Source organism: Hymenobacter endophyticus, from assembly GCF_032464715.1.
Taxonomy (GTDB): Bacteria; Bacteroidota; Bacteroidia; order Cytophagales; family Hymenobacteraceae; genus Hymenobacter; species Hymenobacter endophyticus.
The window spans coordinates 74,485-99,295 of record NZ_JAWDJT010000001.1 but is presented as its reverse complement, the minus strand read 5'-3'; the positions used below and the strand labels follow the sequence as shown (position 1 = coordinate 99,295).

Sequence of the window (24,811 nt, the reverse complement as noted above, 5' to 3'; positions counted from 1 at the left end):
CAGAGAGGAATGAGAGAAAGAAGCCCTTACAGTACGGCAAAAATGTCCGACTCCTTCATGATGAGGTAGTCCTGACCATCAATGGTGATTTCGGTGCCGGCGTACTTGCCGTAGAGCACCTGGTCGCCCACGCTTACCTGGGGCTTGAGGGTAGTGCCATTATCGGCCACTTTGCCTTCACCTACGGCTACTACTTCGCCACGCTGGGGCTTTTCTTTGGCCGTGTCGGGGATGATGATGCCCGATTTGGTTTTTTCCTCGGCGGCGGCAGGCGCGATAATTACGCGGTCAGCCAGCGGTTTGATGCTAAGCGACATATTGTACGTTTTGGTTGAAAGGTTTACTTAAAACGAGTGGTGCCTGGCCTGCTACACTTCCTGTGCCAGCCCCGCAAAACCTGACAGAATGAACGCCCGCGGGAGCTTTGGCAGCTACTACCCGCAAACGGGTGGCAGACTTGGCAGGGAAAATAGTCGGCAGGCCCGTCCCTGTACGCCCCCAAACTGCAGAAGTTCGTGCATAATCCGGCTGAGCTATGAGCTCAAACAAAAACCGGTGACTCCTTGGAAAAGGAACCACCGGTTAAGAATGGGTAGCAAGCCAGTTGAATTAGTTGCCAGTAGCCGGAGCCGGAGTTGGTTGTGCGGGGGCTGCAGCCGGTGCAGTAGTTGGGGCCGCGCTGGGAGCCGTAGCGCCAGGGGCAGCAGGTACCGGAGCGCCGGGCGTGGGGGCCGGGCGGGATTCCAGGGCTTTCTGCTGGTTGATGCTACGCACCGGACCGTTAGCGGGGACTTCTTCAATGACGTGGGTGCCCAGGCTCAAAATCATCAGCCCGATGGCGAAGCCCCAGGTCAGTTTTTCAAGCAGGTCGCCGGTGCGTTTAACGCCCATGAGCTGGGCGGCGCCGCCGGCACCAAACTGGCTGGAAATTCCGCCGCCTTTAGGGTTTTGCGCCAGCACCACTACGGCCAGCAGGAAGCACACAAGAAGAATCAGGGCAATAAGAACGTAGTACATCTACTCCGAAGGTTGTTGCAGTTGTTGGATTTGCTCGGCAAAATACGCCTTTTTTTCGGGCTGGCGTTCCATCAGGCGCTCATATATTTCAATGGCCTTATCCTTTTTGCCCTGGCGCACCATGATTTTGGCCAGACTTTCAGAAGCTATTGCCGGGGCCGTGTTGATGCTGCGCACAGACAGATCAGGTTGTTCATCGGCGGGCAGAGGCACACCCGTGGGAGTTTTAATGCGCGGCTGCGCCTTCAGGAAACGGTTAATCAAATCGAAGGAGGAGGCTGCCGGCTTCGGTTTATGCGCTTTCAAATGGGCCAGCAGCAGGGCGTCGGGCTCGAAAAAAGCATCCAGGGGCAAGTCCAGCGTGTAGCCGTCATGGGCCTGCAAGTCGTAGCCCAAGCGGCTGCCGGCTCCCAGTGCATAGCCCAAGTCGGCATCGGCGCGGAAGGGGGCTGTTACCATGGGCACCGGAGGGGCAGGCAAGGTGCTCAGCGTGGGCAACTCGTCCTCTTCTTCCTCAAGCCCGGGCAGCTGGTAGGCAGTGGGAGCCGGCAGCTCGGGCCGGCTCAAGCCAAACTCGAAGCGGGAAATGCCCGCATCAGCCGGCGGCCGAATGGGTGGCGCTACGGCCGGCAGCTGATCATCAGGCGCAGCACTGGGGCTGGCCACTGCATCTTCTGCCGTCGCATCGGGCAACTCCACTACAGGAGAAGATGCACTGGTATCTTCGGCTTCCAGGGGCGCACTCTCAGCTTCGGCTGCTGCTGGCAACTCACTTTCCGGCTCTGAAGAAGCAGGTTCTGGCGTGGTAGCGGTTAGCTCCGGAAGCAGGAAAGTATGTACAGCTACCTCCGGCGTAATTTCGGGGGTGGCAGGTTCAGAAGGTAGCGCAACTAAAAATAGGGCTTCCGTTGCTTCTGCCGCCGGTTGAAGCCCTTCCGTTGTTGCCGGCGCAAGTGCCGAAGCCTCCACTTCCGAATCGGCTGGGAGTATTTCGAGAACGTCCGTTGGGTCTTGGTTCGGAGCGGGCACCTCATCAACTGGAGCAGACAGAGCCGGCTCAGGTGCTACGGGGGGCGCAACGGGTTGCTCAGCAGTGAGCGGGGCAACCGTGGCCGTTGACTCCAGTAACTGCCGCAGCAGGTCCCGGTCGGCGGCGTAGGTAGCGGCCCGGCGTAGGCGCTGGCCCGCCAGCATGCTGCCCCGGTCGTGGGCGGCTTTAGCTAGCAGCACATGCGCCGTTTGGCAGTACGGAAAAGCAGCCGCCAACTGCTCCAGCTCCCGGATTTCGACGTCCGAAATTCCATTAACATGGTCCAGAATGTGCAAGAGCGACGCGCGGGTCATTCGGTAAAGACTAGGGCAGTGCACTCATTCACAAGGGGATAAGGCAGCTGCGGGGCGAAAAGAGGAAGGAAGCCAGAACCACCGAAAATGGGGGCAGGGCCGCAACAATACGCCAATTTAGGCATTAAACCTGGGCAGTGCTCAGGCTACCAGTTGGCTACTGATTTGTTGAAAGCATCGGTAATGAGGTTACGGAACAGCTCCCGTAGGGCCGTGGGGTCGTTATTAATACTGGTAATGTCTTGGCTGGCGGGAAAGGGCCGGGTAGTTTGCAGCGTCTGCTCGAAGTCCTGCTTAGGGTCCTTGGTATTGGTGAATTTCACCCGCACCTGAATGGTGAGCTGGTTGGCCCCGGCCTGGTCCTGGCCGTTGGTTTGCTGAATAGCCGCCGGCGCGAAGTCGTAGGCAATAATCTGCCCCTCAAACTGTAAATCACCGTCCCGGGGTACCAGTTTCAGCGAGGTATTGCGCTGAAAATAATCCTTGAAATCCTCCGTAAACCGCGGCGACAGAAACGAGGGGCCGTTGTTGGCGTTGTTGGCGAAGGTGGCAATGGAGATGGTCTTGACCGTAGGGTCGATGTTGGTGCCGCTGAAGGAGTAGATGCCGCAGCCACTGAGCAGAGGCAGCAGCAATAATAAACACAGCCCGAAAGCCCAGTTACGCTTGTTCCAGATCATATTGCTTGAGCTTGCGGTATAAGGTGCGCTCGGAAATGCCCAAATCATGCGCGGCGTATTTGCGCTTGTTGTTGTGCTTTTTCAGGGCTTTGATAATCATTTCCTTCTCCTTGGCCTCCAGGCTCAGGGTTTCCTCCTCCGTTTCGTGCGAAATGTCCTCCACGCGCTGCACGTCTTCGTCCTCGTAGTCGGTGGCGTCCTCCACGGCCAGGTCGCGCGGGTTCAGGATAAAATCTGAGGAGCCTGCGTCGGAGCGCAGCGGGCGGGCGGCCGGGCCGTCGTAGGGCGACACCTGCACGTTGCTGAATAGGTGGCTGTTCTGACGCAGCAGCTCCTGGGCCTCGTGGGGGCGCTGCCCGCCAGCCAGGTCCAGTACCAGCTTTTTGAGGTCGGTCATGTCGCGGCGCATGTCAAACAGCACCTTGTAGAGCAGGTCCCGCTCGGAGTAGGCGTTGCCGGCTCCGTCGGTGGCCCCGCCGGCAGCACTGACCAGCATAGGCAACTGGGAGGTTTGCTCCTGGGGCAGGTAGCGGCGCAGGCCGCGGGAGTCGATTTCCCGGTCGGTTTCCAGTACCGATATCTGCTCGGCCACGTTTTTGAGCTGGCGGATGTTGCCGGGGAAGCGGAAGCGCTGCAGTTCCTGCACGGCATCACTGGTGAGGCTGATGGGCTTCACCCGGTAACGGTCAGAAAAGTCGGTGGCAAACTTTCTGAACAGTAGATAGATATCATCGCCTCGTTCACGCAGCGGTGGAACCGTAATGGGTACCGTGTTGAGACGGTAATATAGGTCTTCGCGGAAGCGGCCTTCGCGCACGGCATCCAGCAGATTCACGTTGGTAGCGGCCACCACGCGCACATCGGTCTTCTGCACCTTGCTGGAGCCGACGCGAATAAACTCGCCGTTTTCCAGCACGCGCAGCAAACGGGCCTGGGTGCCCAGGGGCATTTCCCCGATTTCATCCAGGAAGATGGTGCCGCCGTTGGTGACCTCGAAGTAGCCCTTGCGGGCTTCTTGGGCTCCCGTAAACGAGCCTTTCTCGTGCCCAAACAGTTCCGAGTCGATGGTGCCCTCGGGAATAGCCCCGCAGTTGATGGCAATGAACTGCCCGTGCTTGCGGGGCGAGAGGGCATGAATAATCTTGGAAAACGACTCCTTACCGGAACCACTCTCGCCCGTAATCAGCACCGTCATGTCCGTCGGGGCCACCTGCGCCGCCACCTGAATAGCGTAGTTCAGCGTGGGCGCATTCCCGATGATGCCAAAGCGCTGTTTGATTGATTGTATTTCGGAAGGTGTCAAATCGGGTTGGTGGTTTTTCGTGGGAAAGACGAAATGGCGGGCGGAATATTGTACACTGCTATTCTGAACGGGGAAAGGGCTTTTTCACGGCTAGGCCGTTCAGCTGCCGGTTCCCGCAGGGGACGCAATGTTTAGCGCAAAAGGAATGCAGAAGCTGTGCTTTCGTTGAGTGCGCTCTATTTCTTTGGAAAATTCATTCGCCATAGTAATCGGATAACCAGAAAAGCAACAAATCCGCCGCCCATTAATAAGAGTAACTGAATCAATTGCCAAATTAATAGGCCAATTTCGGGCTGTATAGAGGTCATAGTCCGTTTAAAATGGATTTAACTGCTTCTCTTCAGTGGCTGTTTGCTTTCATCTTGAATGCATAAAGAAGTTCCTTGAATTAACGGGCGAGTATTGTTCAAGCCTAACAAGGTCTTTCTTTGTGCATGCGGAATGACAAATAACTATACAATTTCTCCAATCAGCGCGGCGCCGGTGGTGCTGGTAACCAGCACGTTAACGTAGTCGCCTTTCTGGGCGGTGCCACGGGGGAAGATGACCACTTGGTTCTGGCTGTTGCGGCCACTGAGCTGCTCCTCCGAGCGTTTAGAGCGGCCTTCTACCAACACCTGATGCACGCGACCCACCATGCGGGCGTAACGGGCCCGGGCATGTAGCTGCTGACGGTCAATGACTTCCTGCAGGCGGCGCTTTTTCACCTCCAGCGGAATATCATCGGCCAGCTTGCGGGCGGCCAGGGTGCCGGGACGCTCGGAGTAGAAGAAGTTGTAGCCCATATCATACTGCACGAAGTCGATGAGGCTCAGGGTATCCTGGTGTTCCTCCTCGGTTTCGGAGCAGAAACCAGCAATCATATCGGTGCTGATGGCGCAGTCCTCGCCCATAATGCGGCGGATGGCGCGCACCCGCTCCTCATACCAGGGCCGGTCGTAGGTACGGTTCATCAAGGCCAATACCCGGGAGTTGCCGCTCTGGGCGGGCAGGTGAATGTACTTGCAGATGTTGTCGTAGCTGGCCATCGTGTGCAGCACCTCGTCGGTGATGTCCTTGGGATGGGAAGTGGAGAAGCGCACCCGCAGCAGCGGGTTCACCAGAGCCACCCGCTCCAGTAGCTGGGCAAAGTTCACTGCTTCGGTGCCATCTTCCGAGGCCCACTTGTAGCTGTCTACGTTCTGGCCCAGCAGGGTAACCTCCTTGTAGCCAGCGGCTACCAGGTCGCGGGCTTCCTGCACGATGCTGTGGGCGTCGCGGCTTCGCTCCCGGCCCCGGGTGAAGGGAACCACGCAGAAGGAGCACATATTGTCGCAGCCCCGCATGATGCTGATGAAGGCCGTGATGCCGTTGCTGTTCAGGCGTACCGGCGTGATGTCGGCGTAGGTTTCCTCCCGGCTCAGCAGCACGTTTACGGCCTTCTGGCCGCCATCTACCTGCTGAATCAGCTGGGGCAGGTCGCGGTAGGCGTCGGGGCCCACCACCAGGTCCACCAGCTTTTCTTCCTCCAGAAACTTGCTTTTCAGGCGCTCCGCCATGCAGCCCAGCACGCCCACCAGCAGGCCGGGGTTGCGCTTCTTGTGGCTGTTGATCTGCGACAGGCGCATGCGCACCGTCTGCTCAGCCTTTTCGCGGATGGAGCAGGTGTTGAGCAGCACTAGGTCGGCGCCTTCCAGCTGGTCCGTCGTGTCAAAGCCCTGCTCAAACAGGATGCTCGATACGATTTCCGAGTCGGAGAAGTTCATCTGGCAGCCGTAGCTTTCGATGTAGAGCTTGCGGCTTTTGCCCGTGCGGGTAGCGGCCTGCACGCGCACCTGGCCCGAAGGCTCGTGGGCGTGGGTAGCGGCATCCACGGCGGCCGTGGGCAGGGTAGGTGTATCGAGAAAATCGAGGGTCAGGAGCGGTTGCGACATGGGAAAAGGCCTTCAGCAGGCAGCAGCTTCACAATTCAGAGAACGGCAAAGGTAGGCCTTTTCGTCTGAAAATGACAGAATGGCAGAACGGTGAAGTGGTGAAATGGTGAGTGGTCATTGCGAGCAGAGCGAAGCACCCGAAGGACAGCGCAGCTAATCCTTCCTATTCGGCGCGCGAAACGTTGACCTGCTCAAAAGTTATTAACGCCACTACTAAACGTCGGGGGGGGGCTTCCTACGGCTTCAGGGTTTGGCTTGGTAAGCAGGAAGGATTAGCTGCGCTGTCCTTCGGGTGCTTCGCTCTGCTCGCAATGACAGTTTATTCCTTCACCGCAGCCCCCAGCACTTCCAGTATGGCGCGGGCCTTGAGCAGGCACTCCTCGTACTCGCGCTCCGGCACCGAGTCGTAGGTGATGGCTGAGCCGACCTGGAAGCTGAGGTAGCCGGTATCCTGGCGGTATTGCAGGCTGCGGATGACCACGTTGAACTCGAAGTCGCCGTTGGGCCACACGTAGCCGATGCTGCCGCTGTACAGGCCCCGGCGGGTGCGCTCATAGTGCTCAATGAGCTGCATAGCCCGAATTTTGGGCGCGCCGGTCATGGAGCCCATCGGGAAAGTAGCCCGCAGCACGTCCACCAGATCCACCTCCGGCCGCAGCTGGGCGGTAACCGTTGAAATCATCTGCCAGACGTGGCGGAAAGGGTAGAGGCCGAACAGTTCGGGTACCTGCACGGTGCCGGTGCGGGCCACGCGGGCCAGATCATTGCGCACCAGGTCCGCAATCATCAGGTTTTCGGCCCGCTCCTTTTCGTCGTGCAGCAGCGTGGCCCGTTGTTGCTCATCCTCGGCGGGCGTAGCCCCGCGCCGAATGGTGCCCTTGATGGGCTGGGAAACGATAACCGGGGTGCGGTGGGCCAGAAACCGTTCCGGCGACGCGCACAGCAAAAAATGGTGATGGTAACGCACGAAGCCGGCAAACGGAGCCGGCGAGGCCTCGTTCAGCCGCAGAAACACGTCTACGGGGTCCCGGCTGACGCCGTCGACGTAAAATTCCTGGCACAGATTCAGCTCGTATACCTCCCCGTTCAGGATATCCTCCCGCACGGCTTCCACGGCTGTCAGGTAATCGGCCTTGGGCATACGAGGCGTGAGGGCCGGTACCTGTAAAGGTGTGGTAGCCGGTATTTCCGTTGCCAGAATGGCCGCCAGAACCAGTTCAGTTTGGCCGTGGATTTCTACCGCGTCGGTTTGCCAGCGCAGCCAGGTTTGGGGCCGGAAAAAGTGCAGCTGCGGCCAGCCAAGGCCGGAGGCGTTGTGGCTGTGCAGGTCTTCGATTTCGTTCTTGACCTCGTAGCTCAGAAAGCCAAAGCACGGGGCCGCCGAAGCGGAGTGGGCCAGCCACTGGCGCAGCTCCTCCAAAGTACGGGGCGCGTCAGGCACATCAGTGGCTACACCCAGCAGGTGGTCGAAAGGGCCGTTTGGGTATTGTAAGCCGTTCGGTTCGAAATAGGCGCAATGCGGAAACTGCGCGGCCCAACGCAGGGCGCGGGCCCGAAAATCGGCGGGTAACTCGGAAAGGGGAACAGTAAGCATGGCGGCAGATACGAGGCAAAGGTACGCGGCCCCGGGCCGGAAACCGGCGGTAAGGCGCTTACTCGCCTAACTCCTTCAGCGCCAGCTTGGCCTTGGTATCGGTGCTGTTCTTGTACTCGTGGCGGGAGTAGCTCAACGCTTTCTGAAAGTACGCGCGGGCGGTGGCTTTCTGCCCGTCCAACTGGTACAAATACCCGAGCTGCAGGGCCGACTGCGGGGCGAAGTAGTAGGGCGCGCTGCCTGCCAGGGCAATAGTGCGGGCATACAACGGCCGGGCCGAATCGGGGCGGCCCAGCAGGTGCAGGGCCCGGGCGCGGCGGTAGGGCTCCTCCAGCCGGTCGCGCAGGGGCGTGGCGGCCGTGGTCTGAAACGCATCGAGGGTAGTCAATGCTTCCCGGTAGTAGCCCCCGTCAATCTGGAGGCGGGCGCGGGTGAGCTGGGCGTTGAGGGGCTGCTTATCCTCCAGAAAGCGTTGGGCGTAGGTATCCTCTTCCAGCACCGTGCGGCCCCCGCTGCCAATGCGGCGGCGGTATTGCCCGGCGGCCGGCGCCGCCCCGCTCAGCCAGGCGGCCAGATAGAGCTTGAAGTAGGCATCCTTGCGGTAATGCTGACCCTGGTACTGCTGCAAAAACTGCAGGTTTTCGCGCTGGGAGGCCGCGTACTGGCCCTGGTAGAGCAGCAAATCGGCGGCCATGTGGTGCAGGTAGGGCAGCGGCAGGTAGTCGGGGCCGGTGGGGCGGGCGCGGTAGGCGGCCAGGGCGGCATCGGTGCGGTGCTGCTTTTTGAGCTGACTCATGAGCAGGTAGCTCAGCAGCAGGTTCTGGGGCTGCTGGCGTTGCAGCGTCTGCATCAGGGTCAGGGCCGCCTCGGGCTTCTTGTAGTAGGTTTCCTCCAGCAGGGCCAGAATCAGGCGCGACTCCAGCTGAAAGTCGTGGGGCTGCGTGGCGGCCAGGTGCAGGTTGTGCAGGCCCGCCTCCACGGAGCCCGGCAGCCCCAGCAGCTTCAGAAACCAGCGGTACGACTCCGGCAACGACCCGATGAAGAATTGCAGCATGCCCAGCGTTTTGCGGGCCGGCAGAAACTGCGGGTAGCGGCGCACCGCCTGCTGCATGGCCAGGTAGCTCTGGCGCAAACTCCAGGCTCCCTGCACCTCGTGGCCAAATACCACCTGCGCCGCCGCCTGGTGCAGCCTGATTTCGGCGGCGGTGTACGCCTGCAACGGGCCGGCCGGCTGCTGTTCCAGCAGCTTCAGGCGGGCATCCTGGGCGGCTACCGTGGCCTCGTAGCGGCCAGCATCCTGGCTGACCAGCAGCTCCGTGATGCTCAGGCAGTCCTGCACCAGCAATGCACCCGCATCGGTGCCGGTAAGATGGGCGCGGGCCGGCCGCAGGTTCAGCACCTCGGCGTAGGCTTTGGCCTGAGCGGGGGTGAGGGCCAGCGCCTCACCGTGCAAAGCAGCGGGGCGCGCAGCTACCAGCAGCAACAGCCGGAACAGCCACTGCACCCTCCTGCGAAACCCACCGTGAATGCTCGGGAGAAAAACCATCGGACAAAAAAAGAACGGCCCCGATAAAAGGCCGTTCTTCTCTATTGGCATCAGTACAACCTAGGCAACGATGCGGGCTTCCACATCGGCCAGTACGCGGCCGCAGTGCTCACACACGATGATTTTCTTGTGGGCGATGATATCGGCCTGGCGCTGGGGCGGTACGGTGTTGAAGCAGCCGCCGCAGGCGTCGCGCTTTACCGTTACCACAGCCAGGCCGTTGCGCACGTTGCCCCGGATGCGGGTGTAGGCCATCAGCAGACGGTCTTCCACGGGCTTCACGGCTTCGGCGCGCTCGTCCATGAGCTTCTTCTCATCCGACTCGCTTTCCCCTACGATGGTTTCCAGCTCCGACTTCTTGTTGTCGAGGTCTTTCTTCCGCTCTTCGAGGCGCTGCTTGGTGCCGCTGATTTCGTTGTTTTTCAGCTCAATCTGGTACTGAGCTTCTTTGATCTTCTTCTCGGAAATCTGAATTTCCAGCTTCTGCAACTCAATTTCCTTGGCAATGGCCTCGTACTCGCGGTTGTTGCGGACGTTGGTTTGCTGGTCTTCGTAGCGCTTAATCAGGCCGTCGGCGTCCTTGCCGTTCTGCTTGCGCTGCTTGATCTGGTCGTTGAGGCCGGAAATTTCCTCGTCGAACTTGCTGACACGTACCTCGTAGCCCGCAATTTCGTCCTCCAGGTCCTGCACTTCTTCGGGCAAGTCGCCACGCACACGCCGGATTTCGTCGAGCTGCGAGTCGATGCGCTGCAGGTTCAGGAGAGCTTCGAGCTTACTGGCAACGGGGGTTTCCGCGGACGGATTAGAAATCATAACGGACAGGGTTGGTGAGGGTCTCTGCAATGAAGAGCGCAAAAGTACTTCCAAAGTTGCCCATAAGCAAATCCCGGAAGATTTCGCCGGTGAACTGCTCGCTCTCAAAGTGGCCTACGTCGCAGAGCATCAAACGGCCTTCGGATAGGAAATATTCGTGGTATTTCAGGTCGCCGGTTACGTAGGCCTGGGCCCCGGCGGCGCGGGCTTTACCAATCAGGAAGCTGCCCGCGCCCCCGCACAGGGCCACGGTTTTGATGGGCTGCTCAAACTCCGTGTGCTTGACCACGGGCACGCCCAGGGCCGCGCGCAGCCGCTGCCGGAATTCGGCGGGGGCGAGGGGCTCGGGCAGCTCGCCCACCACGCCGGAACCCACTTCCTGGTGGGTGTTTTCCAGCTTGATTAGCTCGTAGGCCACTTCCTCGTAGGGATGAGCCTGGCGCAGCGCCCGCAAGGCCGCCTGTTCCAGATGCAAGGGCAGCAGCACCTCCACGCGGTCCTCGGGACCGGTGTGGGGCTGGCCGGGCTGCCCGCTGAAGGGCTTGGCCCCGGGGCCGGGCGTGAAGGTAAACGTGCCCTCGGAGCGGAAGCTGCACCCGGAATACTGCCCGATCTGGCCGGCTCCGGCGGCGTACAGCGCCGCCAGCACGGCCTCGGTGTGGGTGGCGGGCACGTAGGTGATAAGCTTGGCCAGCAGGCCGGGCTTGGGGTCGAGGATGCGCAGGTTCCGCAGGCCCAGCTTATCGGCCAGCTTGCGGTTTACGCCGTGCGCTACGTTATCGAGGTTGGTGTGGGCGGCGTACAGGGCTATATCGTGGCGAATGGCCAGCAGGAGGGTCTGCTCCACCTCGTTGGCCCCGGTGAGGCGTTTGAGGGGTTTGAAGATGAGCGGGTGATGGGCCACTACCACGTTGCAGCCCCGCCGCCGGGCCTCTTCCACCACGGCCGGGGTGCAGTCGAGGGCAATGAGCACGCCGCGCACTTCCATCTGCGGGTCGCCGCACTGCAGGCCGGCGTTGTCGTAGCTTTCCTGGTAGGACAGGGGAGCGGCCTGCTCCAGCACGCGCATCAGGTCAAGTAGCTTGGGCATGGGTAGTAGAAATGTGGGGAATGTGTGGAATGTGGCAAATGTGAGAAATATGAACAGAACGGGCCGCGTGGCTTCGAATGATATGGACCTTAGTGGGGCAACATCAGCTATTTGTGGAGCAGTAGTGTCTGTCAGGGTGGGCCACATTTTTCACATCAGGCCCCATTTTCACATTCCCCCCACCTGTTGCAGCACCTCCACGTAGCGGGCCACGTTTTCAGCTAAATCTTTGCGCTTGTACTGCATCAGGAACCGTGGATGGTCGAGAATGTGGAGCTGGTCGAAGAGCTGTAGTTCCTCGTTCAGGCGCTGGAAGTATAGTCCGTTGCGGCGGCCCAGGCACACGGCCGCGTGCCGGGCCAGCCCCACCTCCGTCACCTGCCGCCGCACGGCCTCCCGGATGCCGGGCCACAGCGCCTCCGTGACGGCCGGGGAGTCGTAGAAATTATAGTTGCGGCCGTCTTTCAGCAGCACCAGCGGGTAGAGGGAGCCCAGGAAAAACCGCTGATAAAACGCCGCTGGTCCGCCCAGCGCCCCTACCACGGCCTGCACAAACTCGCTGGAGGGCTCCCGACGGCGGGGCAAATCGTTGGGGATGCCCCAGGCCGCCAGCGCCGCCGGGTCGGTGAAGGCCACGCCGGTGCGGCCGTTGCCCAGGCGGCCGGGGTTGATGCCCAGCAGCGCTATGCGGGGCTGCTCGCCGGTGTAGTACCGCTGGGCAAACTGCGTAAGCAGCTCCCGCGGCCCCGGCTCCTGGTAGGGGCTGAACGCCTCCACGCCCTCGGGCAGGGCCGGCGGTAACGGGAATTCAGTCAAAAAGCGAAGCAGGCGGTTGGCAAAGGACATGGCACGTGCAAGGGTGGAAAAGGAGGCATACGCAGCCGCGCGCGGAAAAGCGGCTCCAGCGGTGGTACAGCAGGTAGGGCAGTAGGCTCCAAAAAATATGCTTTCCTGCGCATCACCCACGCCGAACCCGCTACTTTTGCGCCTCCGTTACGCCGCTGCCTACTTATGCCCCGTTGGTACTCCTATCTGCTGCTGCCGCTGAGCTGGCTGTACGCGGCCGTAATGGCCGGTCGTAACTGGTTGTACGATAAAGGTTTGAAGCAGAGTGTGGCGTTTGCCGAGGTGCCGGTGCTGAGCGTGGGGAACCTGCGGGTAGGCGGTACCGGCAAAACGCCCCACGTAGCCTGGCTGGTGCAGTGGCTGCTGGCGCAGGGGCAGCGGCCGGCTTTGCTGAGCCGGGGCTACGGCCGCCGCACCCGGGGTTACCGCCTCGCCCGGCCCACCGACACGGCCCTGACCATCGGCGACGAGCCCTTGCAGCAGTTTCAGCACTTCCGGGGGCAGGTGGCAGTGGCCGTGAGCGAAAACCGGGTGGCCGGCATCCGGCAGCTGCTGCGGGAGCAACCCGCCCTAACGGCTGTGGTGCTGGATGATGCCTACCAGCACCGCCGCGTGCAGCCCGCCTTCAATATCCTGCTCACGGAGCATCAGCGGCCATTTTATGAAGACTTTGTGCTGCCCGCCGGCCGCTTGCGGGAAAGCCGCGCCGGGGCTGCCCGGGCCGATGCGGTGGTCATCACCAAATGCCCGCCCCAGCTGAGCCCGCAGGAACAGGCGCAGATTACCCGGCGCGTGCGGCGCTACACCCGGCCCGAGGTGCCGGTGCTGTTTTCCTGCTACGACTACGGCGCTCCGGTGCCGGTGCCGGGTACCAGCGCCACGGGGCAGCCGGGGCCGGAGGTGCTGCTGCTGACCGGCATTGCCCAGCCCGAGCCCCTGCGGCAATATTTGATGGGGGCCGGCTACCTAATTCAGCACCACGCCCGGTTTACCGACCACCATGCCTTCTCCGCGGAGGAAATCAGTCGGCTGGCCGCGCAATTACGGCCGGGCCAGTGCGTTCTGACCACCCAGAAAGATGCCGCCCGCCTGCTGGAGCCCGCTTTGGCTGCAAGTGTGGCTAAATTGCCCGTATTTTACATCCCAATTGAAGTGCGCTTCCTGGCCGATGGTGCGGTCCGGCTGGCGGCCCTGCTTACTCCCTACTTTCCGCCCCACGCTGTTGTCTGATTCCCTGCTGACTTCGTTGCCTTCTGCTGCGCCGCTTTCTTTATCCGTTGGCTGGCCGGTGCGCTGCCGCCTGCGCCGGGTATGGCCCGCCGCCGCGCTGCTGGGCGCAGGCCTGCTGCCCGGCCTAAGCCAGGCCCAGGTGCTGGATGACTCCACGAAAGTGCGCTACGGGGCGCACACCACCTTTATCCTGAAGGAGCGGGATTTGCTGCGCGAGGATACCCTGGGCCAGGTTATTGACACCACCCTCACGCGCCTGCCCCAGCAGCGCTACTGGGCCCACGATACCACGTTTCAGCAGGATCTGGGCAACTTCGGGACGGCCTCGCGCCGCTTGCTTTGGGAGCCTAACCTGGAGCTGGGCGTACGGCTTGGGCGCAACGTGTTCGATAAATACGCCCGCAACGGTGCCGACATTCCGTATTACGATACCCGCTCGCCCTATACCTTCTTCCGCTTTCACCAGGGCAACCCCTACGAGCAGATCTTTGAGCTTTCGTACGCCCGCAGCCTCAAAAAGCACTTCAACGCTGGTTTCGCCTACGAGCGGTTCGGGGCTAACAAGGCAGTGGCGGTTACCAACACCAAAACCGGGCAGGTAGAGCACAGTAATTTCCTGTTCTTCGTGCGCTACGACTCGCCCGAGGGCCGCTACCACGCCATGGCCAACATCAACACGGCCCGTCACCGCGCCGTGGAGCAGGGCGGTATCCAGCCCCAACGAGTAACAAACAACCCTAATGCTCCTACTGACTTCGATGAGGAAGGAAATGTTATTCTCCCGCAGCTATTTGATTATCAAGAGGAAGTAGTTAACCTCACCAAGGCCACTAATTATGAGGACCGGGACGAGCTGCGGCTGGCCCATACCTACCGCCTGCTGGGCCGGGGCCTCACGGCCTACCACGTTATCGACTACCGCCGCCAATTCAACAAGTACATTGATGAGGCCCCGGTGAGCGTCAACGGCGTAGCAAACTTCTACCCCCTCATCCGGCGCAGCACCGTGCTGACGGACGACCGGGCCGAGTTCCGGCAGCTGGAAAATACGGCGGGGTTCATGGGCAATACCCGCGCCGTGGAGTACCGCCTGTACGCCCGCCTGCGCAACGCGGGCCTGGAAACCTGGAGCCGCTCCGACCAGCCCGCGCAGCCGGCCCTCAAGCGCCTGCAACCCGTGGATACCACCCAACTGTTCGTGGGCGGCGCGGCCTCGTTCCAGTACCGGCAGTTCGCCGTTGAAACCTCGGGGGAGGTGCGCCCCACGGCCAAATTCTCAGAGCTGGGCAGCACGGAATACTGGCTGCGCGGCAACGCTCGGCTGGGGCCGCTCAGCGGGGAGGTGTTGCTGACCAGCTACTCGCCTACACTCACGCAGCTGCGCTTCGAGGGCAACCACTACAGCTGGGACCACACCCAGGAAAGCACCGACCCCTTCGAGAACACGCAGGTACAGCAGGTGCGCGTGCGGGCGGCCCGGCAACTCGGCATTCACTACCTGGAGGCCATGGGCACCGTGGCCAACATCCAGAACCTAGTATACTATACGGCCAACGCCGCCAACGGGCAGTTCGGCTCCCCCCAGCAGCTGAGCTCAGCCCGGCAGCTGACCACGATAATGGCCCGCTACCGCCTCACCTGGGGCAAATTTGTGGCCGATAACCAGGCTACCTATACCGTAGGCGCGGACGAGGACAACCCCGGCCTGCGGATTCCGGCCTTAGTGGGTGAGTCGCGGGTGTATTACCAGGGCTACCTGTTCAAGAAAGCCTTGCTGGGCCAGTTAGGGCTGCAAACGTACTTCCAGTCGCGCTGGAAAGCCTACGACTATAGCCCCAGCACCCAGCAGTTTTACGTGCAGGACCACTTCACGCTGCGCAACACGCCCGTGGTGGATGCTTTTCTGAGCGCGGATATTCGCACGGTGGGCATTTTCCTGAAGATGGCCTACATCAACCAGTTTCTACCCCAGTCGGGCTACTTTGCCACGCCCTACTACGCGGCCCTGCCCCGGCGCTTCCAGTTCGGCATCCGCTGGCAGTTCTTTAACTAATTTGTGAAATTGTGAAGGGTGAAGTTGTGAAGCAGCGTGAGGCGAAATACTAGTTGTTCCACACTACTTCACAACTTTACCCTTCACCACTTCACCCTTGCTTCCATGAAAGAGAAAACCATTCTGAAGCTGAAGCTCAACACCGACCCCCGGTGGGTGGATATTGCCAGCAAAAACATCGAGGATATTCTGGTAGACCATGCTTATTGCGAGCAGAAGGCGGCCAGCACCGGTATTTCTCTGATTGTGAAATACCCGGAAAAAACCCGCTTGGTGGAGGAGCTTACGGCCCTGGTAGCCGAGGAGTGGGAGCATTTTGCGCGGGTATTGCAGGAGCTGCGCAAGCGAGGCCACGAGCTGGGCCGCCCCCGCCGCGACGAGTACGTGGTACAGCTCATGAGCCATGTGCGCAAGGGCGGGGCCCGGGAGCGGCAGCTCATGGATCAGCTGCTGGTAAGCGCTCTGATAGAGGCCCGTAGCTGTGAAAGATTCAAGCTGTTGTGGAAGCATATTCCAGACCCCGAGCTCAGTCAGTTTTACTACGAGCTGATGGCCTCAGAAGCCGGCCACTTTGTAAGCTACGTGGATTTGGCCAAGGAGTACTGCAGCCCTGAGGAGGTAGATAAGCGCCTGCAGGAGCTACTCAAGATTGAAGGAGAAATTGTGACTAATCTACCCGTGCGGGACGACCGAATGCACTAACATAAGAGGGCAAGATTAACATAGTGTTTTGTAGATGTTAAGCGGTATGTCCGCGCAATTTCATAGTTTGGTCGTTGCTGCCCATTTCCACTATCTATGAAACTACCTGTACTACTACTTGTTGCCTTCTGGCTCAGCGCATTCGGCACCTGCTGGGCCCAGGCCCCGGCCGAGGTGGCTCCGGTCACGCTGAATTTTTGCGGGGTTGAATTGCCTCTGGAAAGCGGCTGCACTTCCGAATCCAAGTACCAAATGGCCTGCGGTAATTACCAGCTAACCTGGATGTACCTGGATTTCAGCCTCATGAAAACATACCCGGCGCAGTTTATCAAGCAGGCGGAGAAAAAGCACAAGGGCACCGAGAAGCAACCCTTCGAGTGCGTTATTCTGGATGGGCCGCCGGCGCAGGGAGTCCGCCTGAGCTATCCTACGGAGGCTGGCGGCATGGCTTATCAGCTGATAGTATACGGCAATGCCAAAGGCCAGCCCGTACTGCTGGACATCACCCTGCCCATTGATCCGGAAAAAACAGCAGACCTGCCCGCTACAGTGCAAAAGATCATTCGCTTGCCAAAGTAGGTAGGCTAGACGGTAGTCTCAGGTGCCGAGGTGTTGGGCTGTGGCGCGTGGGAGGCGAGTAAGCCAGCAGGCACCGAAAGCTCACCAGTGTGTGGGTCCAGTAATCCGTTGCGCTCATCCTCAATGTTGGTAGCTTGGGTGTACACATCACCGGCTATGGGGCGCTTGCGCAACTCCTGCTTGAACTGGCGGATTCGGTCGGCACGCTCCCCGGCGCTCTGCGGCCCACCGTAGTCAGCAAAGCCAAAGCCGCCCCACTCACTAACAACCAAGGGCTTCTGGCGACCATAAAAGAACGGGTCACCAATTACCAGGGGCAGTACGGCCACGTTATTTAAGTCGCCCTGCACCATGTGGTCCAGCACCTCAGCCCAGCGGGCCACCTCTGGGGTGTAGATGTGAGCCGTCAGTAAATCGGATTTCAGGCGCCCTTCCTGGGAAATATGCTGCCACCCGTCGTTATCCACCACCAAAAACTGGGGGTAGTTGATGTGCAAATAGTGGTACATCTCCACAATGTAGCGGCGGGTTTCGGAGTTGGTAGCAATATCCTGGGCGCCCCAGTCCTCATTGTACAGGCTCCAGATAACCACGGAGGGGTGCGACTCAATCAGGGCCAGCATCCGGAGCAACTCGGCGCGGTGGTTTTCCCGGCTGCGGGGCGTGCTGGAGTGCGGGCTGGGTACTTCCACCCACAACATTAAGCCCAACTCATCGGCCAGGTTGTAAATGCGCGGGTCGACGCCGGCAATGTGCACGCGCACCAGGTTGCAGCCCAGGGCCTGCATGGCGTGCATGTGGCGGTGCATTTCCTCATACGTGGCCGTACCCGGCTGATACAGAATGCCATCCAGGTACGTGGGCTTGTTGTTGAGGTATACATAGGTGCCCCTGGATTCTATTTTGCGCAGCCCGAAGTGCGTCTCGATTTGGGCAGAGTAGCCTTCTTCATCAAGCAGCTGAGCTACCAGCCGGTACAAATTAGGAGCACCTGGGGCCCAAAGGCGCGCCCCGGCCAGTTCCATAACCACGCGCTGCTGACGCTGCCCAACCTCCAGGCGCAAGGGAAAGTCGGCGGTGGCCAGGGGCTGGCCGTCGGTGGCAGTAGGGTCAAATACCTGGAGGCGAATGGTATAAGCGCCGGGGTTATGGATGCGGGTGGTGAGGTTGAAGCGCACCATTCGGTCTTCAATCACGCTGTCGACGCCCACCCGGGAACGGAGACGGTTACGCTCCACCATTTCCAGCCACACGCTACGCACGGCGCCGGTGTAGGTCTGGTACCAGATGCCGCCCCGCTTGTACACGTGCGACTCCTGCTTGCCCCGGGGCGTTTCGGCATCCATGGTATCCACAATACGCACGGTGAGGCGGTTGACGGGCCGCAGGTGCTCCTCGCGCAACTCAAAGGAGAAGGAGGTGTACTCCCCGTAGTGCACGTCCTCGCCCTCAATAGTGGAGAGCTGAAAGCCGTTGAGCCATACTCGGGTTTCGTAGCCGCAAGCCCCGAAAGTGAGCTGGAACAGAGAGTGGGTATCGTCTTCGGCCCGTTCGGGCAGGGCAAACTGCCGCTCGTACCATACTACTACCTTATCACGCCAGCTTGGTGCATCGGGCTGGGCCAACTGCAGGTGCGCCTCTACCGAGCCTGGCCAGCTGGCTTGGCTATGGTAAGTATGCGAAAGGTACCACAGGTCGCGTAGGCCCACATCCTCCGTGTCCAGGGCAAAATTCCATTCCCCGTCCAGCAGCAGGTAGTTATTGGTGCGCAGTACGGCCCGGGGCAAAGGGTTGGCCGTCCGGATATCATGCTGGTTGGTGGAGAAACCGTAGTTGGAACTGGTGGGAGCAGACATAGCTATAAGGCGGAGGTACACTATAAACAACGTACCCCAGACCTTTACGGATGCTCGGCCGACAATAAAAACCCCGGCCCCGCACAGGATTTGTGCAGGGCCAGGGACGGGCCGGCAACGTGCGTACCGGCGCCGGGCTTAGGTTTTCTGCTTCTTCTTTTTGGCCGCTGGAAACAGAATGTTGTTGAGAATCAGGCGGTAGCCGGGGGAGTTGGGGTGCAGGGCCAGGTCGGTGGGCTCTTCCTCCACCATGTGCTGGTAGTCCTCGGGGTCGTGGCCGCCGTAAAACGTCCAGGTGCCTTTGCCCAGGGTTCCGTGCATGTAGCGCACTTCGCCGGAGGCCTTGTTTTCGCCCATCACCACCACATCGGGCTTGATCAGGGGCTTGCGGAAGGCCGTAGTCTGGCCCATGAAGCCCTTCACGGTGCGCTCGTGGTTCTGGGTGAGCATGGTGGGCACGGGGTCGTACTTGGCCGAGAAGTTGAACAGCTGGAAAAAGTCGTTGTCTTCGTACACGCCCCGTTCGCGCGGATCCATGTCGATGTTGCTGTACTCGTACTCGTAGGGGTTCATGCGCAGCTGGAAGTTCTGGAAGGCCAGCGTGCGGTTGAAGTTGAGCTTGGCTTGGGCCTGCTGGTCGGCCGGGTCGCCGTCGTACATGCTCTCCACCATATCCAGGCCCAAGCCGGCCAGGGCAATATCGTAGGAGTCGGTGGCCGAGCACATGGCAAACAAAAAGCCTCCGCCGGCAATGAATTCCTGCATTTTCACCGTCACGGCCCCCTTCATCTGGCTGACTTTGGCAAAGCCGTTGCGCTTGGCGGCGGCTTCAGCGTCGCGCTGCTGCTGCTGGTACCAGGGGCGGCTGCGGTAATTGGCGTAGAACTTTCCGTACTGGCCCGTGAAGTCCTCGTGGTGCAGGTGCAGCCAGTCGTACTTGGGCAGGTCGCCGCGCAGCACTTCGTCGTCGTAAATCTGGGTGTAGGGAATTTCGGCGTAGGCCAGCACCATGGTCACGGCATCGTCCCAGGGCTGCTTGCCCTTGGGCGTGTACACCGCAATTTTGGGCACCTTCTCCAGCTTCATCACGTCCATGTTGGCGTTGGGGTCGGCTATTTCGGAGAGGATGCCGGTGTACTGGGCCTCGGAAATCACCTGGTAGCTGACGCCTCGCACCGCCAGCTCGTTTTCGGCCCCCGCCACCACGTCGCAGGCAAAGGCCCCGCCCCGGTAGTTGAGCAGCCAATCCACCTCTACCTGTTTGCCCAGCAGCCAATAGGCCGCGCCGTAGGCTTTCAGGTGCTCCTTCTGGGTGTTATCCATCGGGATGAGGATGTGGTTGGCCCAACCCGCCAGGGGCCGGGCCAGGCCGGCGGCCAGCACCAGCAGCAGCGTAAGAAGGCGAGGAAAAATCATGCGTAAAAATAGGCTGGAAGGCGAAGGAGGGGGGCGAGGCCGCCGTAAAAGAGGCCGGGTTACGGGAATCCGGGGGATTTAAGAAATCCGGCGGAATCCGTGATTCAAGGTAGCAAATCCGGGTGGTAGTTTCGTGGAAAACCCGCTACCTTGCCGGACCGGCCACCCAGGGCGGCGCGCCCGCACGCGGGTTTGCACCCGTTCCGGCAGGTTTCGTCCACCGCCGCGTCGACTACCCCCGCTATGCACTTACTGGAAAACATCAAAGAGGCGTTTCGTTCCATTCACAGCAACCTGCTGCGCACCGTGCTAACGGCCCTGATTGTGAGTATCGGCATTATGTCGCTGGTAGGAATCCTTACGGCCATTGATGCCATGAAGGCCTCGCTGAACTCCACGTTTGCCAGCCTGGGAGCCAACTCCTTCGAAATCAAAGCGAAGGGCTACTCCAACCGGGTGCGGCGGGGCGGGGTGCAGGACAAAACCTACCCGGCCCTCACGTACCTGCAGGCCCGGCAGTATAAAAACCAGATTGGTGAGGAGGGCAAAGTGGGCGTCTCGGCCCAGATTGCGGGGGCCGTGGAGGTAAAGGCCAACGGCATCAAAACCAACCCCAACATGCGCGTGGTAGCCGGCGACGAAAACTACCTCATGATTCAGAACTACAACCTGAGCGGGGGCCGCACGTTCTCGCCCGCCGAGCTGGATAACGGCGCCAACGTAGTAATTGTGGGGGCCGAGCTCAAGGAGAAGCTGTTCCCGAGCCAGAGTCCGCTCGAAAAATACGTGTATATGCTGGGCCGCCGCTTCCTGGTGATTGGGGAGTTGGAGAAAAGTGGCAGCAGCATGGGCGGCAGCGGGGCCGACCGGATGCTGCTGATTCCGCTGGAAACCGGCAACCAGCTGCCCCGGCAGCGCGCCCTCACGTATGATGTAAAAACGGCCACCCTCGACCCCGTGCAGCTCACCTACCTCACCGGCGAGGCCACCCGCGTAATGCGCGCCGTGCGCCACGACCAGCTGGGCCAGGAAGACAGCTTCGAGCTGGAGCGCTCCGACTCCCTGGCTGGCAAGCTGGATTCGTTGTCGGGCAACCTCAAGATGGGGGGCTTCCTGGTCGGTTTCATCACGCTGCTGGGCGCCAGTATTGCCCTTATGAACATCATGATGGTGTCGGTGACGGAGCGCACCCGGGAAATCGGCATCCGGAAGGCGCTGGGCGCTACATCCGTGCAAATCCGTCAGCAGTTTCTCATCGAGGCCATTGTGATTTGCCTGATGGGCGGCACGCTGGGTATTCTGCTGGGCGTGGGCATGGGTAACGGCGTGTCGTTGCTGGTGGGTAGCGGCGGCTTCGTGGTGCCCTGGCTCTGGATGCTGATTGGCCTGGTAATTTGCGTAACCGTGGGCCTGGCCTCGGGCTACTACCCCGCCAGCAAAGCCGCCGGCCTCGACCCCATCGAGTCGTTGCGGTTTGAGTAGAACCCACGGGTAGATAAGCAGATAATTCGCCGGTCAGGACGTTCGCGCCACTGACAGAGGGGCGGTTTTTGACGTTTAGCAGTTGACCATATGATTCCTGGATTAGGGTTGCTGCTGGCGCTGGTTTCACGCCGGCAGCGCAACCGTGCCGACGAAAACCACCTGCGCCGGGAGCTTTTGGCGCACCAGCGCCGCCAACTCCTGCACGCCCAGCTTCCCGATCTGGGCACGGCCCGCCGCGCCTTCGGCCCTCGTTTCGATTCGCTGCACCAGTTGCTGGTGCGCCACGACCTAGCCGGGCTGGGGCCGGACGCTCCGGCTTCTCCACTGTACCCGGAGCTGGCCCGCACGCTGCTCTACCGACTGCCTAAAGCAACTACGCCCGGGCAGCGGCTTGGCCTGCTTCAGCAGGAAGTGTACCTGTGGTTTGGCCGGGAAGTGCGCTTGCCCGAACCAGATGATGCCCTGACCCAGGCGTTCGAAGCGTGGCAACAATCTGAACTTGACCAAGCAAACCAAGCGGCCCGATTATAGCCATTGAGCAGCAGCATCTCTCTCTGTTTGCGAAGCGGGCAGGAGGGAGGCTAGCGACAAATTAGATTGTATGGAATAAGCCTCGAAGTCGTGCCGAGGTGCGCGAACAGCAAGCAGCGAGAAAAACCTCATGCACTGGTTAGCGTCAGTTAATTTACCAGATACCACCAGAAGTACCCTGCCTGCACTTGCAGAACGCGCTCGGCTGGTAGCTGCGGGCGAATTGACCCGGTCAGCGGGCAGCGTAAAGTGTAGCAAAGTAGTGAACGGTGTGCGCAGGGAATGCAGAGGTGCTATTCTTCGCAGGTTGTCGTCCACGCCGCCTTGCCGGTTAGCGTTCAACTTATCATCCGATGCAAAGAGTACTCATCTCTATAGCTTTCCATGCTGCCACAGCAACCTCTTACACGCCGGCCTTTGCTTGAGCTGGTAATACCATTGTATGGCCACAGAAAGCTGGCAAAATACTCCCCCTACCGCCAGCCGGTTTCGCAGGTAGAGGAGCAGCCTCTACTGGTTGTTAGCAGAGTGATAAGCAGGTGGAGGACGTTTACGTGTATTATTCATATGTTTGTGAAAGATAAACAAATGAGTAAAATGGAAAACACGTCAGTAGGCCAGCGATTCACGCAGCTAATAAACCATTTGGGTATATCAAAAAATGCTTTTGCTATGTCCCTGGACAAGACAGCAACAGTTATCCAGCATTTAGTAGAGGAGCGCAATAAACCAGGATTTGACCTTATCTGCAAGGTGTTCGAAGTTTATCCAAATGTATCAAAAGATTGGTTATTGCAGGGCTCCGGTCCTATGCTGATAATTTCCAACGAAGTTCCGAAAGCAGAAAAACTGGTGGCAAAGCCAGCGCGTACAGCTGCTGAGTTTTCCGCTGCTCCTATTGTGCCCGCAGAAGTTACACCTGCTGAAGCAGCTGCACTGCCGGTTGCAGAGTCTGCTCTAGCTCCTGCTCCAGTTCCTGCCACTCCTGTTCCAGCTGAGCCCCCAACTGCCCCAGCCCCCGAGCCCGTAACTCCCGTGGCCCCCGCTACTCCCGAACCCGTTGTAGCGCTGCCGCCCGCCGCACCGGCAGGAGTTGCCCCCGCCGTTGCGGCGGCCCCGGTTGCTTCCGATGCGGGAGCCTGGCAGACGGCCCTGTACACCCAGCAAATGGCCCACCAACTGGCCTTGGCTGAAATGCGCAACCAGCACCTGCAGGATCAGCAGCGCCTGATGCAGCAGATGATGGATCTGATGCAGCGCAAGATGATGTAGTTGCCGCAAGCCGGGAGCTCTTGCGTGCTCACCAAAAAAACACCCTTGATGCCGATTGGCGTCAAGGGTGTTTTTTCTTTGGGGCGGTTATGGGGTTGGACTACTATCAGTGCTGAAATACTTCTATGCCCACTTCTTCGGCTTCCATCAGGCTCTGCGGGTTCACGGCGGTGAGGCGCAGGCGTTTCAACTCGCCCACCAGCAATGGGTCATATTTAGCCACCACCCGAATATAGTTGGGCGTGAAGCCTTCCATCTGGCCGTTGGTCACATCGTCCTCGAAGAGTACGGCCGTTTCCAGGCCCGTGTGCTGCTCATAGAAATGGCGCTTTTTCTTTTCGGATAGGCTGCGAAGCTGGGTGGTGCGCTCGTGGCGGTGGCGGTCCTGCACGCGGCCGGGCAGCGTGGGGGCCAGCGTGTTTTCGCGCTCCGAGTACGGGAATACGTGCAGGTAGCTCACGTCCAGGTCGTTCAGGAACTGGTAGGTTTCCAGAAAATCAGCCTCCGTTTCGCCGGGGAAGCCTACAATCACGTCCACGCCAATGCAGGCGTGGGGCATTACTTCCTTGATAAGACGCACCCGCTCCACGTACAGCTCCCGGCGGTAGCGGCGGCGCATCAGCCCCAAAATCTTGTTGGAGCCCGACTGCAGCGGAATGTGGAAATGGGGCATAAACCGCTTGGAACGGGCCACAAACCGGATAATTTCGTCGGAGAGCAAGTTAGGCTCACAGCTGCTGATGCGGAACCGCTCGATGCCGTCCACCTCATCCAAGGCCCGCACAAGGTCGAAGAAGTTCTCCTGTCGTTCCCGCTCGGGGCCCTGCAACCCGAAGTCGCCGAGGTTGACGCCCGTCAGCACAATTTCCTTCACGCCAGTTGCCGCCAGCTTCTGCACGCGCTCCACCACGCTCTGCACCGAACCCGAGCGGCTGGCCCCGCGCGCCAGCGGAATAGTGCAGAACGAGCAGGAGTAGTCGCAGCCGTCCTGCACCTTCAGGAAGGTGCGCGTCCGGTCGCCGTAGCTGTGGGCCGCGTGAAACTCGGTGGCCTCGGAAATAGGGGAGGCGAATACCCGTCCGGGCTGACCCGCCGCCGGCTTCTGAAAGCCCGCCAGGGTTTCTACCAGCTGAAACTTCTCGGCCGCACCCAACACGGCGTGCACGCCGGGAATTTCGGCAATTTCCTGGGGCTTGAGCTGGGCATAGCAGCCCACAATGGCCACGAAAGCCTCGGGGTTATGCTTGAGGGCCTCTTTCACCACCTTCCGGCACTTGCGGTCGGCGTGGTCCGTCACCGAGCAGGTGTTGATAACGTAGATATCAGCCGCGTCCTCGAAGGCGGCTTTTACGAAGCCGTGTTCCTCAAACTGCCGGCCGATGGCCGACGTTTCGGAGAAGTTGAGCTTGCAGCCCAAGGTGTAAAAGGCAACTTTTCTGGTTTCCATTTCCATAAACAAGGCGGCAAAGATACGGCAGAAGCTGCAGGTTTCCGGTATGCGAAGCTGGTCTACAACCCGTTGAACAATTGATTGGTTTCTG

21 protein-coding genes are annotated in these 24,811 nt (G+C 60.2%); 7 read left to right on the top strand and 14 right to left on the bottom strand.

Translation table 11 applies throughout. The features are described 5' to 3' along the window. Positions 1 to 26: 26 nt before the first annotated feature. From groES to ROI90_RS00365, 11 genes are all read right to left on the bottom strand, one after another. Complete coding sequence (groES, locus tag ROI90_RS00415) at positions 27 to 317, bottom strand: co-chaperone GroES (RefSeq protein ID WP_315996365.1); 291 nt, start codon at positions 315 to 317, stop codon at positions 27 to 29. A gap of 292 nt (positions 318 to 609) precedes the next feature. Next, entirely contained in the window at positions 610 to 1,017 is a 408-nt protein-coding gene (gene secG / locus ROI90_RS00410; protein WP_315996364.1) for a preprotein translocase subunit SecG, read from the bottom strand. Beyond that, the gene (locus ROI90_RS00405) at positions 1,018 to 2,361 is read right to left on the bottom strand and encodes a hypothetical protein (RefSeq protein WP_315996363.1); all 1,344 of its coding nucleotides are present in this window, start codon (positions 2,359 to 2,361) and stop codon (positions 1,018 to 1,020) included. It lies immediately after the preceding gene. Between the two features lie 146 nt (positions 2,362 to 2,507). Beyond that, on the bottom strand, positions 2,508 to 3,041 hold the full coding sequence (locus tag ROI90_RS00400; RefSeq protein ID WP_315996362.1) for an LptE family protein: 534 nt from the start codon (positions 3,039 to 3,041) through the stop codon (positions 2,508 to 2,510). Beyond that, positions 3,022 to 4,344, bottom strand: coding sequence for a sigma-54 interaction domain-containing protein (locus ROI90_RS00395; RefSeq protein WP_315996361.1), 1,323 nt, complete (start codon positions 4,342 to 4,344; stop codon positions 3,022 to 3,024). The genes ROI90_RS00400 and ROI90_RS00395 overlap by 20 nt, the downstream gene beginning before the upstream one ends. A 452-nt stretch (positions 4,345 to 4,796) precedes the next feature. After that, positions 4,797 to 6,257, bottom strand: coding sequence for a tRNA (N6-isopentenyl adenosine(37)-C2)-methylthiotransferase MiaB (miaB, locus tag ROI90_RS00390; protein ID WP_315996360.1), 1,461 nt, complete (start codon positions 6,255 to 6,257; stop codon positions 4,797 to 4,799). Between the two features lie 319 nt (positions 6,258 to 6,576). Beyond that, complete coding sequence (gene pabB, locus ROI90_RS00385) at positions 6,577 to 7,851, bottom strand: aminodeoxychorismate synthase component I (RefSeq protein ID WP_315996359.1); 1,275 nt, start codon at positions 7,849 to 7,851, stop codon at positions 6,577 to 6,579. Positions 7,852 to 7,909: 58 nt separating this feature from the next. Next, on the bottom strand, positions 7,910 to 9,397 hold the full coding sequence (locus tag ROI90_RS00380) for a tetratricopeptide repeat protein (protein WP_315996358.1): 1,488 nt from the start codon (positions 9,395 to 9,397) through the stop codon (positions 7,910 to 7,912). A 60-nt stretch (positions 9,398 to 9,457) separates the two neighbouring features. Next, positions 9,458 to 10,210: a zinc ribbon domain-containing protein gene (locus ROI90_RS00375; RefSeq protein ID WP_315996357.1), complete on the bottom strand. Its 753-nt coding sequence runs from the start codon at positions 10,208 to 10,210 to the stop codon at positions 9,458 to 9,460. Beyond that, on the bottom strand, positions 10,200 to 11,300 hold the full coding sequence (locus tag ROI90_RS00370) for a Nif3-like dinuclear metal center hexameric protein (RefSeq protein ID WP_315996356.1): 1,101 nt from the start codon (positions 11,298 to 11,300) through the stop codon (positions 10,200 to 10,202). Before ROI90_RS00370 ends, ROI90_RS00375 begins: the two co-directional genes overlap by 11 nt. 168 nt (positions 11,301 to 11,468) lie before the next feature. Further along, positions 11,469 to 12,146 carry a uracil-DNA glycosylase family protein gene (locus ROI90_RS00365; RefSeq protein WP_315996355.1) on the bottom strand — a complete coding sequence of 226 codons (678 nt, stop codon included), beginning with the start codon at positions 12,144 to 12,146 and terminating at the stop codon, positions 11,469 to 11,471. A 165-nt stretch (positions 12,147 to 12,311) separates the two neighbouring features. Between ROI90_RS00365 and lpxK the strand changes: the two genes are divergently transcribed. The 4 genes from lpxK (at position 12,312) to ROI90_RS00345 (ending at position 16,710) form a co-directional block, all read left to right on the top strand. Continuing rightward, the gene (gene lpxK, locus ROI90_RS00360; RefSeq protein WP_315996354.1) at positions 12,312 to 13,376 is read left to right on the top strand and encodes a tetraacyldisaccharide 4'-kinase; all 1,065 of its coding nucleotides are present in this window, start codon (positions 12,312 to 12,314) and stop codon (positions 13,374 to 13,376) included. Continuing rightward, positions 13,369 to 15,429, top strand: a complete 2,061-nt coding sequence (locus ROI90_RS00355) for a putative porin (RefSeq protein ID WP_315996353.1) — start codon at positions 13,369 to 13,371, stop codon at positions 15,427 to 15,429. The genes lpxK and ROI90_RS00355 overlap by 8 nt, the downstream gene beginning before the upstream one ends. Before the next feature lie 105 nt (positions 15,430 to 15,534). Continuing rightward, positions 15,535 to 16,131 (top strand): tRNA-(ms[2]io[6]A)-hydroxylase, encoded by a 597-nt coding sequence (miaE, locus tag ROI90_RS00350; protein ID WP_315996352.1) that lies wholly within the window; start codon positions 15,535 to 15,537, stop codon positions 16,129 to 16,131. A 96-nt stretch (positions 16,132 to 16,227) separates the two neighbouring features. Next, the gene (locus ROI90_RS00345) at positions 16,228 to 16,710 is read left to right on the top strand and encodes a hypothetical protein (RefSeq protein WP_315996351.1); all 483 of its coding nucleotides are present in this window, start codon (positions 16,228 to 16,230) and stop codon (positions 16,708 to 16,710) included. Positions 16,711 to 16,715: 5 nt separating this feature from the next. On the opposite strand, the gene ROI90_RS00340 is transcribed toward ROI90_RS00345, so the two are convergent. Then, a complete protein-coding gene (locus ROI90_RS00340; protein ID WP_315996350.1) occupies positions 16,716 to 18,566 on the bottom strand; it encodes a glycoside hydrolase family 2 protein in 1,851 nt (616 codons plus the stop codon). A gap of 138 nt (positions 18,567 to 18,704) precedes the next feature. Further along, positions 18,705 to 19,982: an asparagine synthetase B gene (locus tag ROI90_RS00335; RefSeq protein ID WP_315996349.1), complete on the bottom strand. Its 1,278-nt coding sequence runs from the start codon at positions 19,980 to 19,982 to the stop codon at positions 18,705 to 18,707. A gap of 243 nt (positions 19,983 to 20,225) precedes the next feature. On the opposite strand from ROI90_RS00335, the gene ROI90_RS00330 reads away from it, so the two are divergent. The 3 genes from ROI90_RS00330 (at position 20,226) to ROI90_RS00320 (ending at position 23,270) form a co-directional block, all read left to right on the top strand. Then, on the top strand, positions 20,226 to 21,464 hold the full coding sequence (locus ROI90_RS00330) for an ABC transporter permease (RefSeq protein WP_315996348.1): 1,239 nt from the start codon (positions 20,226 to 20,228) through the stop codon (positions 21,462 to 21,464). Between the two features lie 90 nt (positions 21,465 to 21,554). Further along, complete coding sequence (locus ROI90_RS00325) at positions 21,555 to 21,998, top strand: hypothetical protein (protein ID WP_315996347.1); 444 nt, start codon at positions 21,555 to 21,557, stop codon at positions 21,996 to 21,998. A gap of 567 nt (positions 21,999 to 22,565) precedes the next feature. Then, positions 22,566 to 23,270 (top strand): hypothetical protein, encoded by a 705-nt coding sequence (locus tag ROI90_RS00320; RefSeq protein ID WP_315996346.1) that lies wholly within the window; start codon positions 22,566 to 22,568, stop codon positions 23,268 to 23,270. 106 nt (positions 23,271 to 23,376) lie between these two features. Here the strand turns inward: ROI90_RS00320 and mtaB are convergent, their stop codons facing one another. Then, positions 23,377 to 24,723 carry a tRNA (N(6)-L-threonylcarbamoyladenosine(37)-C(2))-methylthiotransferase MtaB gene (gene mtaB / locus ROI90_RS00315; RefSeq protein WP_315996345.1) on the bottom strand — a complete coding sequence of 449 codons (1,347 nt, stop codon included), beginning with the start codon at positions 24,721 to 24,723 and terminating at the stop codon, positions 23,377 to 23,379. Between the last annotated feature and the right edge of the window lie 88 nt (positions 24,724 to 24,811).